Source organism: Methylobacterium sp. E-046 (genome assembly GCF_022829625.1).
GTDB lineage: Bacteria > Pseudomonadota > Alphaproteobacteria > Rhizobiales > Beijerinckiaceae > Methylobacterium > Methylobacterium longum.
Genome location: NZ_JAKSYP010000160.1, coordinates 81639 through 96004 on the forward strand (window position 1 = coordinate 81639; position 14366 = coordinate 96004).

Below are 14366 nucleotides of genomic sequence, written 5' to 3' on the forward strand. Positions count from 1 at the left end.
CCTCCGAAGCCCGCTGGCGCGGTCACCTCAGGATGAGGGCGGGGGTGGGATCAGCGGATCGCAAGGCGATGACGGCTCTGCTGTGTAGGGCCTTTGTGACGGCGCCGGTGTCGAGGAAGGCCCTCGTCGCGCCGCGTGTCGCCGCTCACGGCGCCGCCAGCGCCGGATCCTGCCCGCTGGCCTCCAGGCCGCGGCGCACCAGCCCGTCCCGCTTCGCCGACGCGATGAAATCGGCGAGGTACGCCGCCCCCGCCGGACGCCCGACCGGCAGGCCCATCGCCTGCGGGATCTCCATGAAATGTCCCGGCAGCAGCCGCACCTCCGGGTGCGTCGCCGCGTAGCCGGCGAGCGGTTGCTCCACGCCGGCCGCCACCTCCAGCCCGTCCCGCGTGAAGGCCGTCACCGCCTCGGACGAGGTCGGCGCCCGCACCAGGGTCGCGTGCGTCAGGGCGCGGGTCAGGAACAGGTCGTAGGCGCTGCCACGTCCCACCGAGACGCGCACGCCGGCGCGGTCGACCGCCTCCAGGCTCCGGATCGGCGAGGCTGCCGGCACGAGGTAGCTGCCGGCGATCAGCACGTAGGGATCGGTGAAGGTGATGCCCTCGGCCCGCTTCGGATCGATCGCCAGGAAGCAGATGTCCCAGGTCCCGGATCCCGCCGACCCGGAGACCGCGCCCGCCCCCGGATAGGTCACCAACGCCACCGGCACGCCGAGCCGCGCCGCCAGCGCCCGCGCCAGGTCCACCGATACGCCGGCCGGCCCGTCCGGGCCCCCTTGAGCGAGGACCGGGTTGCCGAGGTTGATCGCCGCCCGGAGCGTGCCGGTCGGAGCGAGGTCGTGCAGGATCGCGGGATCGGGTGTCACGGGTTTCGTCTCCGCGCGGGCCAGGGCCGGGAGAAGGAGCAGGCAGAGGGCCGCGGGGATCCGCATTGGGCGCCCGTCAGACCTGCCGTGCCGCGCCGCCGGCCGGGGCCTGCGTCCCGGCCTTGGCCGCTCGCCTGCGCCGACGGACCAGCATGTTGAGCCCCTCGACGCCGGCCGAGAAGGCCATCGCGGTGTAGATGTAGCCCTTCGGCACGGTCGGCCAACTAACGTGCTGACACGCAATATGTTCTAGCGATCGCAGGCACATAGGGCTACCGACAGGTACAAACGGGTGGTACAAATGCCCCTCACTATGGCGCGTCCCTACAAAGATCCAAAGACCGGAATTTACAGGCTTCGGCGCGTCGTCCCCGAAAGCCTGCGTCAATTTGTCGGCAAACGGGAGGAGAAGCTCAGCCTTGGCACCCGCGATCCCGAGGAGGCGCGCCGCCTGCACGCGAAGGCCATGGCCGAGATCGAGGCGCGGTGGGCGAACCTACGAGCTGGTGAGCGGACGCTGACGGAGCGCGAGGCTCACGAAATGGCCAAACCGCTCAAGGCAAAATTTCTCGCACTGTACCTGGACGATCCGAGCCAGCAGCCCTGGTACCCTGAATGTTACGATCAGCTGAGTTTAGCCCAGCCTTACGACTCTGCAGACGATGAATTAGTCGAAGGCGAAAATGGTGAACTGATCCACGGCAGACGACTAGACGCCATCCAAGTAGAAGCGATGCGCAGGTTCGCCCTGGCGCAAGCCAATTATGTCTTGGACGCCCATGGTTTGCGGGTGGATATCCTTAGTCACCTCAAGCAAGCCAAGGCTTGCGCGATCGCATTGCAAGCTGCCAGCATAATTCTCGCCCGCTCGGCCGAAACGGGAGAACCAATCGAGGTGAGTGAATGCTCAGATTCGCCTAGCCGAATTGAAACACGTTCGCTAACAGTGGCAACCTTAAATCCAAGCAGTTCCGTCCCTCCCTCATCTCCTCAAAGGTCAAGGGATAGAGAAACACCCGCCTTGACCTTGACAGGGATATTAGCAGGGTGGTGGGCAGAGGCCAAGATTAGCGGACTAAAACAGAATACATACGAGAGTTATAGCAGCACGCTGAATGCTTTGATCACATTTCTCGGGCACGACGATGCGTTTCGTGTCCAAGCAAAAGATATCGTTGCCTTCAAGGATTGCCGCCTCACGATCCCCTCGACGCGGACCGGGAAGGTTCGAATGGCCAGGACTGTGAAAGACGGCGATCTCGGAGCTCTTCGAACCGTGTTCGGATGGGCCGTCGACAATCTCAAGCTCTCCGTGAATCCAGTCACCGGAATCAAGATCAAACTACCCAAATCTCAACGACTCAGACAGAAGTGGTTCACGGACGACGAAGCGAAGGCCATCCTGATCGCCACGCTACACCTCGCGCCGAGTCGCGTAGCACTGAAAACTCAGGCGGCCAAACGATGGGTGCCTTGGCTGTGTGCCTTCACGGGCTCACGGGTTGGAGAAATGGCACAGCTGAGGAAGGAAGACATCATCCATCACGGAAAGTTCTGGATCCTTCGTATTACTCCCGAGGCGGGAACCGTCAAAACGAACCAAACGCGCGAGATCGTATTGCACCCCCAGGTGATCGAGCAGGGGTTTTTGTTGTTCGTGGAGAGTGCCCCAGCTGGTCATCTGTTTCTTACGCCACGTGAGGATGGCGATATTCTGAAACCGCTCGATAGCTTAAACGCCCGACTGGCTGAATTTGGTCGAAAGATGGTTCCAGATAAAGGCGTTGACCCCAATCATGGCTGGCGGCATCGTTTTAAGACGGTTGGTTTAGAGATTGGCATTCAACAGCGAGTGCTGGACGCGATTCAAGGACATTCGTCGCGCAGTGCGTCAGATGATTACGGAGACGTTACCCTCAAAACGCAGGCGGACGCAATTTCAAAACTGCCGTACTATGATCTTTCTTAACGTCATTTGATAATTCAGCGCGAGGCCAATACATATCGACGCAACGTCGCGCCACCCCTAAGCGCGGCCGTTAGTTTGGGATGGATCTAGGCCATGCTTGACAACACGGTTCCGATCTTTCGGTTTAACCGACCTCGGCCCCCCTCCACTTCAACCCAGGCCCCTCACCACCGAGCTGGTGAAAGCGCCCAACCGGCCGACAGCTGCCAAGCCTGCTGAATCAGATCGAACCGGCGCCGAGGTTGGCAGCCGCGACGCTGTGGCCGCCGATGCGGAACGCTTCCTGCATCAGGTCCGAGGTACCGGGTCGCAGCCACTCGACAGCGCCGGTTGGTTGCAGCGCGCCGGTTTGAACATCCGCAAGGCATCGGACGCGCAGCACCTTGAGGCCATCGCCCTTGCGTACGCGACCTACATCCGAATCAGCGCCAGCCCACTGAAGTCCGCGATCATGGTCGAGCTTGAAACTTTGAGCGGGCGCAAGCGCTCGCGCACCACCCTCGACCTGCACCTCATCGTCGAGCGGTTCGTCTCCTACGGTGGCGAGACCGCGGCCGAGCGGCTGGCGGTGCGCAAGTTGATCAGCCGGGACGTACGAGCGATTCAGCACCTAAAAACAGCCAAGGTCCTGCCGAGCCGGGTTCAAGTGTTGGCGGCCACGCCAGGCGAAGGGTTGCACGCCTGGGCACGTCAGCGTGCGGTGGCGAAGCGGGTATCTAAACACCCACCGGACGCCATTGTCGCTGCCCGGCGCACCAAGGCCGAGGCACGGCAGCGTGCGCTGATCCACGAGGTGACGATCACGACACGACGGCCCGACGGATCTCGAAAGGCGCAGCGGCGCTACGCGATCACTGGCGTTCCAGGGGCCGAGATCGCGGGGCTGCGACGGCGCCTGAAGAATCTTCAGATGGTAGCCAAGTGCGAAGCTTCGACTCGCTGATCGAGCTGACGGCTAACCGGCATGTGCTCAGCTCCACTGCTGGAATGCGCCATGAGCGGACATCAGCTAACCGCCCGGTAGCAGACATTCAGTTTCAGGTGACCGTCCGTCCGGTATCGACCCAACACAGTCTTTAAGATGCGGCCGTACGGTTTCCTGAAGCGAACGTATGCTCTTATCCTACTATGATAGTAATGAGCCTTGAACGGACCTCCTAATTTTATCGACGATATCCGAAAAGGCGTTGTGATGGTTCGAGCCGCCCGGAATGCGAATGACGCGGGGCGTCAGCAGTTGTACGACGGACGACTCTCGATCTCTACGCGGATATCGAAAAAATCTTACTCGGAAGCGTACTTGACCATCGCCTCGCGGATCACCGGAACCGCATTCTCGTGGTAGGCGAGATTGACATGTTCGGTGACCGAAAAGGTGATCTTGATGACGTCCTACATCCCCGCAACCGTGGCAAGCACGTCGATATCGGCGGTCATGGTACAATCCAACGGCTGGTGAAAGACTCGTTTTGTTTGTACCGAGCGAGCTTCGGGCCGACTTCGTCGCAGAGTTCTCCGAACGCATCACGCGTCACGTTGAACTCAGCGTCATTGATATAGCCCGTTACGTAACAAACATCCTGATACTCGCCCTTGATGCGATTTCGCATCTTGATGCGGGTTGTTGCCAGAGCTGTTTCGAGAGGGCGGTTTTTGTAGAGCGCCGTTCCGTAGTCGAGTATGTGGGTTTCCAGGGACATGAACTCCCAGCGATCGTTGCGCTGTTCTCGATAATTCTTTGCGAGCTTCGGATAGAGTTGGTCAAAGCTGGCGGTTTGCGCACCGGTGGCGAAGGCACGGGCATCGTCACCGAGCGCCTGCTCGAAGAACCGAGCGCGCTCGCCGTACTGGGCGCGCAGCGCCTGTTCCTGCGCGGCACGCCGAACACCTTCTTCATTCGCCTTGATCTGATCGAGTTTCCTACGGTCATCGAGCTCTCGCTGCCGCTTGAACTGCTGTTCGGCGCTGCGTGTCTTGTCCTGCTCGATCGAGTCCCGAGTTTGGGCGACCTCCGCCGATTCGATCCAGAGCGGGAGGTAGCGATGGCTGATCCCATCCCGGTTCATGGCTTCGTCGAGGGCTGCGAGATCGGCGGCGGCGGCGTAAACTGCACCGCATTCACTCCTTTTCACCGCGATGAATGCGCCGTCGGCCGACGTCGCCGTAGCCACAGGCTGACCCGGCAGTTCATCGGTGATCCGGTCGTTCAGACGCAACAGGATCGCCGCGTGGGCTTCGGCGTCCGCCGACGGCACCCGGCACAGCACGCTCGAACCATTGGGTACGACGACGAGGCCGAAGCCGTCTGCAGTCTTGCCGCGAACCTTGGCCTCGACCTCGTTCGCCTTGGCCGCTTCAACCTGCTTGACCGCCGCCAGAGCGCTCGCGTCCACCACGTTGAGACGGGCGAACAGGTTGCCGTTGACGGCATCCACCAAGCTGATCACCCGGTTGACCGGCTCACGCAGAAGGCGTTCCCGCTCGGCGAAGATGAGGTCTTGGCTGGCAAGATCGTTCGCGCCGCATGATGCAAGCGGCAGATCGAGCTTCGCTCCGAGCGCGGCGCTTCGGTCGCGGATCTGACGGTTCATGAACACGTCGGAGAGCGGGGCGTGATACAGGCAGGCGGCCGCGCGCCCATCCACGAATACCAACTCGCCGCGCAGGTTGCGTACGACCGACGGGGCCTTGCCGCTGTCGTTGTACAGGATGATCAGGTCGCCGCGATCCCCTTCCATGAGGAAACGGCTTTTCGCCGTGACTGTCCGGGCGAGCCGAGCCGCCTCGTCGATGCGGGCGCGCTTCCCGGCATAGGCGTCAGCCAACTCCCCCAAGTCGGGCATCGGAGGTCTCGGGCGCGATGCTCGCAACCTCGGCGACGAAGCCACTGAGGAAGGTCTGAAGATCCTGCGGGATGCCACCCTTAAGGGTCAATTCGGCCTCGGCCTGATCACGCTTGAGGCGGTCGACAAGCGCGGTCCGGCTGCGTTCGGCCGCATCACGCTCGCGCCGCCGCGCGTCCTGCTCGCGATCGCGCTGCTTCGTCGCCTGCTGCTCCGTCAACGCTGCTTGCGCCTTGCCAACTGTTTCGGGCGAGATCCAGATCGGCAGATAGCGGAACGTGATGCCGTCGCGGGTGAGACCCTTTACCAGCGCAGCCAAGTCCGGGGCCGTGCCATAGACGGCCCCGCACTGCCCACGCTTGATCGATAGAAAGGCCCCGTCAGCGTTCGCTGTCACCGTGGTCGTCACGCCGTGCAGTTCCGCCCTCAGCAGCGCCTCGTAGGGCTGCAGGAGCTGATCGTGCAGCACCTTGTCTCCGGTGGCGATCCGGCAGATCGTGCGGGACCCGGGACCGAAAGCGAGGACGGCCAAGCCATCCGAGGTGCCGCGAGCGACTTCGCTCTCGGCCTCGGCCGCTCGGATCCCTTCCGCTTGGCGTGCGGCCTCGATGTCCGATTTCGGCACCGTGCCACCAAGGGTGAACACACCCGTGTCCACGGCCGAGGCGATGGTCTGGAACACCCCGACCTGCGCACGCAGCGCGCCGCGTTCGAAGGCGACGAGATCTGCGCTCTGCTGCTGAGCGCCGCTGCATGGGGGCAGCGTCTCCTTGACCGGCGCACCGAGGCTGCGCGCCTTGGCGATCAGCTGCTCCAGGGCGATGCGGTCGCTCGGCGCTTCGGGCACCGCGCATGCAACAGTGCGCTCCGGGTCGAACACGAGGTTGCCGTCGAGACCGCGCACGACGGCGGCCGCGCGGGGCGAGCTGTTGTAGAGGAGCAGCAGATCGCCGGGGTCGCCTTCCGCGAGGAAGCGGTTCTTGTCGGTGACAGCGCGCTGGATCGCCTCGGCCTCCCGCATCCGTGGCTCGATCTGGGAGAGGCGCTGCTGAAGCGCCTCGGCGGCCTTGGGTAAATCCTTTGGCGCAGCGCCGTCGAACTGCTGAACCAGTACGGCGAGGTCCGGCCGGAGGTCTTCCGGTACGGGACCGGCCAGGAGGGCCTCGACACGCTTACGCTGCTCGTCGATCTGGCGCTGTGCCTGCAGGCGCGTGCTGCGATCCCGCTCCTCGACAGCTAGATCCGTGAGGTAGCTGTCGTAGCGCCGTGCGACGGCGTCGATACGCGCGGGGAGGCTTGGGTCGGTAATGAGGGACAAGTTCGGCGCAGGCGTCGAGCCGCGCCCAAGCTTGGCGGCGAGCCCATCGCCGAGAAAACCATCGGCGTCCACGCTTTCGGCCTCGGCGAACGCCACGAGCGCTTTGCGCGTCACACCGCCGTAAACGCCGTCCGCGGTCGCGTCGGCAGGCAGGTAGCCGGCGCTGCGCAGCGCCTCCTGAAGGCGAACATGGTCTTCTAGCGACCGGGCGATCTCCTGCCGGGCCGAGACCGGCCCTTCGCGACCCACGCGAGCCGACCACGCGTCCCGCTGACGCTGGTAGGTTGCGGCGATACAGGGGATGGCCTTCCGAGTGGCGGCCGTGGTCTTGCTGGTCTCCGGGATCCGACAAGAGGCGAGCGTGCGCTTCACGAGGTCGTTCGAGGCCTCCTTGAGCTCGGCCGCGGCGTCCGGATGAATCTGACGGAGCGCGTAGAATGCCCGGGCCATGTCGAGATCGACGCGCCGCAGGCCGGTATCCTCACAGATCAAGGTGGGGAGGGGCGTATTCGCCCGCTCGCAATCGAACGAGGGGCCGAGGTCGCGTGCCGGACCCGCCGTCTTCGTCGGTGAGGCTGCCCGGGGTGGTTCGGAGACCGACACGGCATCCTTGCGCAGATCGGCCAGACGCTTGCGCAGGCCATCGGGCACATCCGCCTTCGTGCGGGCTTCGGCCTGCGCGCGCAATCCGCTCATGCGATCGAGCGCGGCCATGCGCAGGGCTTCGGCCTGCGACAGCGCGCTCAACCCGCCGATCTCGCGATTGAGCGATTCGGTATCAGGGGCGGACGGTCCGGTGCGTGCACCGAGCTGCTGATCGATGCGGCTCTGGATCCGGGCGATTTCGGAACGGACGATAGGGGACGGATCCCGCTGGTATGCCGTCAGCGATCCCTTGAGCACCTGAAGCTGCTCGGCACGTCCCTGCGCCTCCGCGCGGGCCCGGCGCATCTCACGCGCCTCGCCGGTCTCGACGTAGGCCACGATGATCCGGGTGCCCGAGAAATGAAGGTCGATCGCCTCCCGCGGCTCGACGGATTGGACGCGGCCATCACCATTCCGGTAAGCGAACGTCTGATTGCAGGTCGTCGTGATCGACCATCCGCTATCGTCCGGCACCGTGCAGCTGTAACCGCGCCTGAGATTCGGCTCCGTGAAGCGCCGGCATTGGGCGAAAACTCCGCTCAACTGTCCATCGTCCGGGCCGATGCCGCGCTGGGCCAGCCCGGCGATGTCAGTATTTTGGCGGGCAAGAGCTCGATCGAGGCACGAGCGATCCGCACTCGGGAGTCGGGCCCAAGCCTCGCGTGCTGCTTGCGCTTGAGCGGCACCGATCAGGGTTCCGAAGATGTCGACCGGCGAGATCTGCGCGCGGGCTTGGCCTGGAAAGGCGGCGGCTGCCGCCAGCAGAAACCCACACCACCTTCCCCGCGCCATGACCGTGCCCTGCAGCCTCGTTTTAAGCTGTGTCGCCGGTTCCGATTCCCTATTCAAGGTTGCAAAAGACACGCGGCGCAGGTTTGTGCTGCGATCGTAAACCGTTACAGCGCTCAAGTTGGCGCATCCAAGCCACACGTTTGGCAATCACCGGCGACAGGTATAAAGGCCGCCCTGTCGAAGCCTAAGACTTGTTGAGTATCGCCCAACAATAGCCCCGGTGAACGAGAGTGGCTGCACACTCTCTGATGCGTTCACTGGTACAACCACGGATGGAGCAGCTTATTTAAGGGTAGTATTCCGGCTCCTAAGCCTGGACTGCGACGTCCGTTTCCGACGATACAACGCTAAGAGCGGACGGGCGGCTTTCCACCCTTCTCGGACGGCGAGGAGTTTGGTGCGGCAGCCCATGAGGGCCGCCGCGATAGGCGTGAGATGTCGGTTTGCTCGGACATCACCAGCGCGTCGTCCGCCTCGATGCCGAGGTAACGCACCGTGCTCTCTAGCTTCGTGTGCCCGAGCAGCAGCTGGCAGGCGCGCAGGTTGCCGGTGCGCCGGTAGATCAGCGCGACCTTCGTCCGGCGCAGACTGTGCGTGCCGTAGCCCGCTGGGTCGAGGCCGATCAGCGTCACCCACTCGTCGACGAGCCGCCCGTACTGTCGCGTCGTCAGATGTTCGCCGGGACGGCTGCGGCTGGGAAACAGCCAGTCACCTGCTCGCAGTCCCCGCAGCTTCAGCCAAGCCGCCAGCGTCTCGCGGGTCGTCTCAGTCAGCTCGAATGGGACGGGCCGGCCGGTCTTTTGCTGGATGATGGTGGCACGCAGGCGAATGCCATCGCCGAGGTGGACGTCGGCCACACGCAAGCGGACGAGATCGCAGCCCCGCAGCTTGCTATCGATGGCCGTGTTGAACAGGGCAAGATCGCGGGTACGGCCTTCGTGCTGTAGGCGGGTACGGATCGCCCAGATGTGCTTTGGCTTGAACGGCGGCTTGGGCCCGATGAGGCGGCCCAGGTTCCAGGGGCGGCGGGTAGTTTCGTTCGTCGAGTGCATGATGAAGCTCCGTCTGTGGAGCCATCAGCATCTCACCCAGCCCGCGATCAGCCCGCGTCCCGGTTGCCCGAACCGACGTCGGCGGGTAGCTCGAGATGTGCCGGAGGCGGAGGCATGCACCGCGCTTTCACGGATACGGCGGCACCGCTACATATCTGACGTGCCCATCCTCCTAGCGCTCGGCGCCCTCCTGTTCGGCCTTGTGTTCGGCCCCCACTGGTGGGTGCGCCGGGCGATGCGGCAATACGCGACCGAGCGGCCGGATCTGCCCGGGACCGGAGGTGAACTCGCCCATCATTTGCTCGACCTAGCGGGGCTGAAATACGTTTCCGTCGAGATAGCGCCAGCCGACCACTACGACCCGGTCGCGAAGGTCGTGCGGTTGTCGCCGGGGAACCATGACGGCCGCTCGATCACGGCGGTCGCGGTCGCGGCACACGAGGTCTCCCATGCGCTTCAGCACGCGGCGGGGGACCAGCTTTTCGCGGCGCGGGTGAGGTTTGCCCCGGTTGTGCAGGGCTTCGAGTTTACTGCGGCAGTGGTGATGATGACTGCGCCCGTGGTGCTCGCTCTCGTCCATTCGCCGGTGCTGCTCGCCCTACAGGTTGGTATCGGCGTCGCACTCCTCGGCATTCGCCTCGTGTTCCACGTCCTGACACTGCCGGTCGAACTCGACGCGAGCTTCCGCCGGGCCCTGCCCATCCTGGAGACGGGTCGTTTCCTCGACGCAGGCGACATGCCCGGCGCCCGCACCGTACTGCGCGCCGCGGCCCTCACCTACGTGGCCTCGTCCCTCATAGCGCTCGTGAACATTGCCCGCTTTCGGCGGCTCCTCCCGTTCTAAAACCTCGTGGTTAGGGGCCAATGCGCCTGACCGCCAAACTGCGAGCGGACCGCCACCTTCGGAACCAGACTTGGCCATTCCTCCCAGTTGCTGTGCGCCAGGAACGGAAGTTGGCGCCTCTCCAGGATGCGGACATTCAGAGCGAGATGTTGATGAGGTCACTTCCGCCGAATTCGACCATCCGGAGTGACGGCTAGGGTGCAGCGGCAAAGCTCCGTGCCGGCGGCAAACTCAAGCCTACCCTGGGTTGTCTGACGCCAAGGTTCAGATAGGATCGACCCTGGCCGAACTTGGGAAGGCCCGAGTAGCTGGGGGTTAAGATGTGGCGCAGCGCCCTTCTCTACGATCGCGGACATCGATGAGCGGCGGTGCACGCTCGCCGTATTCTGCGGCCGAACAAAGTCTAGGCTACATCTACCAAGCTCGATTTGCTCTCTTAAGAATCCTGGAGCTGCCAGAAGACAGTTCGCTGCTCCTCGAAAAGGAGGACGACGTCGAATTCGATGACGCCGCTGGCCGCAAGAGCCTCATGTCCCTAAAGCACAAGGCTGTGGGCGACACCCTCACCGATCTCGCGACCGACTTTTGGAAGTCGGTTCGCATTTGGCTGGCGCACTACAAGGCCAATGGCAGGATCGGCTGTGATGCGCGTTTCATGCTCTTCACGACGGGTGTCATTGGCGCCGACTCCATCCTCACCTTGTTCAAGGACGAGGAAGTCGAAGGCGAGGCCCGTGCCCAGGCCGTCAAGGAGCCGCTGGACAAGTCTAGGAGCGTCTTGGTGGTCGCCGTACGCGAGGAGCTAGCGACCCTTGTCGGGGCCGAGTTAGCCGACTTTTACTCGCGCATCACCATCGCTGACGCCACGCTCCGGATTACGGACATCCCAAGCGCCGTCATCAACCGGCACCTTCGCACCATTCGTCGCGAGTCGCGGCCGTTCCTGTTCGAACGGCTCGAAGGGTGGTGGATAGATCAGGCGATACAGCTCCTGGCCGGCGAACGCACGGCGCCCATTTCAGGTATTGAGGTCTCCGACAAACTTTCGGCGATGGCAGAGGAGTACCGCAACGATAATTTACCCATTACATTTCGACAGCGCAAACCCGACATCCTGGATGTGGCCAACGATCCGCGCATGTTTGTCGAACAATTGCGCACTCTGGAACTCTCAACAACGCGTTTGCAGGCCGCAATCATCGACTACTATCGGGCGTTCGAGCAACGCTCCAGCTGGGCTCGGGAGAACCTGCTCGTCTCCAACGAAATCGAAGAATACGAAGACCGGTTGATTGACGAATGGGGGCGGTACAAGGAAGTCGTTTTCGAGACCATAAGCGACAAGAGCGGTGATGCCGACTGCCTGGCGGCGGGACGGGAACTCTACCGCTGGGCCGAGCTGGAAACGACCTCGCTGCGCATTCGAGAACGAGTGACCGAGCCCTACGTCACGCGCGGTGCCTTTCACATCCTAGCCAACGCTAGGCCCGAGCCGCACGTACATTGGCACCCACGGTTTCTGGCGCAGTTGGCACAGATCCTGGGGAAGGCCGCGTGAGGGTCTGGGACCAACGCCCAATTGAGGTCCGAAACCTCTTCAATCCGGCTTTTTGCGGGCTGGTTTTGCTTCGGGCTATGGCCACCTTTGAGGAAGAGGACGATCGCGGCATTCCATTCTCGCTCGCACCGCTCATCCTGCCGATCTGCCTACATAAGCAATCGCGAGAAATCCTCGCTTTAAGTACGAGAAGCTATTTCCTCAAACTCATATCCAACCATCCGCAGTTGCTCATAGGCTTCGGCGCTAGAGCCCAGGATATGCTGCCCTTCACCTTCGAAGCGCTGGGACTGTTGCACTACCTTGGATCAATGCAAGTGCGGACTGACGGCCGCTTGAAAGCCAATCTCAAAGGAGTGCGCAAGTCGATAACCGGATCCAACGAGACCCAAGCGATTCAGAAAGTCGCAAAGTACCTGGGCAAGGAATTTGCTCGTATCGGTGATCGCGTGACGATCTACGCGACGATGGGCGTTCGGCCTTGAAGATTAAATCGATCCACATCTACAGCCATGACGGCCGCCGCCGCGATCTGGCGTTTCATCTCATTGGCTTCAATGTCATCACGGGTCGATCCTCGACGGGAAAGTCGGCGCTGTCCGAGATCCTCGAATACTTGATGGGCCGTTCTACTTTTAACATCCCCGAGGGAGTGATTCGCGATCGTGTAGCCTGGTTTGCGGTGATCTACCAGTTTGGGGGGGGACAAGTTTTGATTGCAAAGCCTACGCCCAGCGATGGTCGCGCCAGCTGCAGCTTGGCAATGGTTAGGCGCGGTGCTCAGCTGGACGTCCCGGTCTTCGCCGAACTGGCGGTAAACGATGATGACGATGGAGTGGAGACGCTCTTGTCACGGCTCCTGGGCATCCCAGAGAACGTTACAGATGTGCCGTTGAGCAGCAGTCGAGAAAGTTACGAAGCCAATATCAAGCACACGCATTACTATCTGTTTCAAAAACAGGGCATTGTTGCTAACAAGGACCAATTGTTCTATCGGCAGAACGAGCAATTTCAACCGCAGGCGATCAAGGACACACTGCCGATCCTGCTCGGCATCTCCTCGCGCGACAAATACGAGCTGGAGTCGCGCCTTCGCGGGGTGCAACGCGACATTCGGCTCAACGGGAAGCAGCTGGAACAGGCCCGCACTGCCGTCGCGACCTCGGACGAAAAGGCGCTCGGCCTCTTGTCTGAGGCCAGAGCCGTGGGCATCCCGCTCCCTGACGTTGGTGAAGCGGGATCGTGGATCGAGGTCCTGAGGAGCGTTCTTGCTTGGGAGCCCGCATCGGTGCCGGAAGACGACGGCCTACGTGTGTCGGCAATTGAAAATGACTTGGTGTCGTTGCGCGAACAACGGCGCGAGGTCCAGCAGCGCATCGATGCGGCAATCAATTACGCCAAGCGATCGGAGGGTTTCGAAACCGAGGCTTGGGAGCAGAAGGATCGGCTGACCTCGATCAAGCTACTACCCAAGAACTCTGCGACTGGAGAGTGGCAGTGGCCCTTCGCCGAAGCCAATCTGGGCATGGAGACCCCATTGGCCGCCGCCCTGATTGCCGAGCTTACATCGCTCGAACGTGAAATGGCCGCCGTGGTTGGCGAACGGCCGGCCCTCGACGAATACCTCGCCGCCCAGCGCCAGGAGATCCAGGGCATCGGCGACCAGATCCGGAATAAGGAGGTGGAGCTGTCGGCCGCGATCACAAGCAGCGAGATCATTGCCCAGATGGGAAACCGTAACAATGCTGCCTCACGCGTCGTCGGCAGGGTCAGCCTGTTCCTCGAGGGCCTTGTGCCCGATGAAGAACTTGCCCGGCTCGAGCGTGAGGATCGGCATCTCAAGCTTAGAGCCAACGACCTGGAGCGCCAGATCGGTGCCGACGACTCCCGAGAACGGCTGGTTTCGACGCTCAACAGCATCGCCATGCACATGTCAGGCTACATCGCAGCACTCGGCGGCGAGTTTGGTCAGTTTCCCGCGCGTCTGGACTTGCACAACCTAACCGTGGCGATCGATCGTCCGGGCCGGCCTATTTACATGCCGCGCACCGGCGGTGGCGAGAACCATCTCGCTTACCACTTGGCGGCCCTGCTGGCTCTACATCGCTATTCGGCAAACAACAACCAACCAATTCCTCGGTTCCTGCTTATCGACCAGCCGACCCAGGTCTACTTCCCATCCGAGGCCGTTTACAAGGCGGCTGACGGCTCGGTCGAGACGACCGAGACCGACGCCGATCTTGAAGCGGTCCGTCGCCTTTTCGAACTCCTGCGTCGCTTCACGGAGGAAGACGCGCCAGGGTTCCAAATCATTGTGACCGAACACGCCAATCTGCGTGACGACTGGTTTCAGACGGCGTTGGTCGAACGACCTTGGACGAAGCCACCAGCGCTCGTGCCCGAAGATTGGCCCGACGCAAATGGTGGTCTGGCCTGAATTTAGCGCCAAACCTCACCTGCAAGACGATGATCGCATGCAG

Annotated in this window: 10 protein-coding genes and 1 pseudogene; 6 read left to right on the top strand and 5 right to left on the bottom strand. The window is 62.5% G+C overall.

Annotation, left to right across the window (positions count from 1 at the left end; translation table 11 throughout):
- Nucleotides 1-145 precede the first annotated feature (145 nt).
- Nucleotides 146-865 (bottom strand): ABC transporter substrate-binding protein, encoded by a 720-nt coding sequence (locus MKK82_RS14420; RefSeq protein ID WP_238289435.1) that lies wholly within the window; start codon nucleotides 863-865, stop codon nucleotides 146-148.
- Nucleotides 866-941: 76 nt separating this feature from the next.
- Nucleotides 942-1079: pseudogene (locus MKK82_RS14425) on the bottom strand (TerC family protein); the annotation flags it as partial.
- Between the two features lie 87 nt (nucleotides 1080-1166).
- Between MKK82_RS14425 and MKK82_RS14430 the strand changes: the two are divergent.
- Together MKK82_RS14430 and MKK82_RS14435 are read left to right on the top strand one after the other, a co-directional pair.
- Nucleotides 1167-2834: a DUF6538 domain-containing protein gene (locus tag MKK82_RS14430; RefSeq protein ID WP_243986094.1), complete on the top strand. Its 1668-nt coding sequence runs from the start codon at nucleotides 1167-1169 to the stop codon at nucleotides 2832-2834.
- A gap of 178 nt (nucleotides 2835-3012) precedes the next feature.
- A complete protein-coding gene (locus MKK82_RS14435; protein ID WP_243986095.1) occupies nucleotides 3013-3777 on the top strand; it encodes a hypothetical protein in 765 nt (254 codons plus the stop codon).
- Nucleotides 3778-4267: 490 nt separating this feature from the next.
- On the opposite strand, the gene MKK82_RS14440 is transcribed toward MKK82_RS14435, so the two are convergent.
- From MKK82_RS14440 to MKK82_RS14450, 3 genes are all read right to left on the bottom strand, one after another.
- Nucleotides 4268-5677: a hypothetical protein gene (locus MKK82_RS14440; protein ID WP_243986096.1), complete on the bottom strand. Its 1410-nt coding sequence runs from the start codon at nucleotides 5675-5677 to the stop codon at nucleotides 4268-4270.
- Entirely contained in the window at nucleotides 5652-8549 is a 2898-nt protein-coding gene (locus MKK82_RS14445; protein ID WP_243986097.1) for a peptidoglycan-binding domain-containing protein, read from the bottom strand. Before MKK82_RS14445 ends, MKK82_RS14440 begins: the two co-directional genes overlap by 26 nt.
- 230 nt (nucleotides 8550-8779) lie before the next feature.
- Nucleotides 8780-9484: a tyrosine-type recombinase/integrase gene (locus MKK82_RS14450; RefSeq protein WP_243986099.1), complete on the bottom strand. Its 705-nt coding sequence runs from the start codon at nucleotides 9482-9484 to the stop codon at nucleotides 8780-8782.
- 160 nt (nucleotides 9485-9644) lie between these two features.
- Between MKK82_RS14450 and MKK82_RS14455 the strand changes: the two genes are divergently transcribed.
- From MKK82_RS14455 to MKK82_RS14470, 4 genes are all read left to right on the top strand, one after another.
- Nucleotides 9645-10328: a zinc metallopeptidase gene (locus MKK82_RS14455; RefSeq protein WP_243986100.1), complete on the top strand. Its 684-nt coding sequence runs from the start codon at nucleotides 9645-9647 to the stop codon at nucleotides 10326-10328.
- Between the two features lie 358 nt (nucleotides 10329-10686).
- The gene (locus tag MKK82_RS14460; protein WP_243986101.1) at nucleotides 10687-11886 is read left to right on the top strand and encodes an ABC-three component system protein; all 1200 of its coding nucleotides are present in this window, start codon (nucleotides 10687-10689) and stop codon (nucleotides 11884-11886) included.
- Complete coding sequence (locus MKK82_RS14465; RefSeq protein ID WP_243986102.1) at nucleotides 11883-12371, top strand: three component ABC system middle component; 489 nt, start codon at nucleotides 11883-11885, stop codon at nucleotides 12369-12371. Before MKK82_RS14460 ends, MKK82_RS14465 begins: the two co-directional genes overlap by 4 nt.
- Nucleotides 12368-14323: a DUF3732 domain-containing protein gene (locus MKK82_RS14470; protein ID WP_243986103.1), complete on the top strand. Its 1956-nt coding sequence runs from the start codon at nucleotides 12368-12370 to the stop codon at nucleotides 14321-14323. Before MKK82_RS14465 ends, MKK82_RS14470 begins: the two co-directional genes overlap by 4 nt.
- Nucleotides 14324-14366 lie beyond the last annotated feature (43 nt).

Coding starts and splice junctions, on each gene's coding strand:
- MKK82_RS14430 (WP_243986094.1), top strand. CDS start 1,167: ATGCCCCTCACTATGGCGCGTCCCTACAAAGATCCAAAGACCGGAATT.
- MKK82_RS14440 (WP_243986096.1), bottom strand. CDS start 5,677: ATGCCCGACTTGGGGGAGTTGGCTGACGCCTATGCCGGGAAGCGCGCC.
- MKK82_RS14450 (WP_243986099.1), bottom strand. CDS start 9,484: ATGCACTCGACGAACGAAACTACCCGCCGCCCCTGGAACCTGGGCCGC.
- MKK82_RS14460 (WP_243986101.1), top strand. CDS start 10,687: ATGAGCGGCGGTGCACGCTCGCCGTATTCTGCGGCCGAACAAAGTCTA.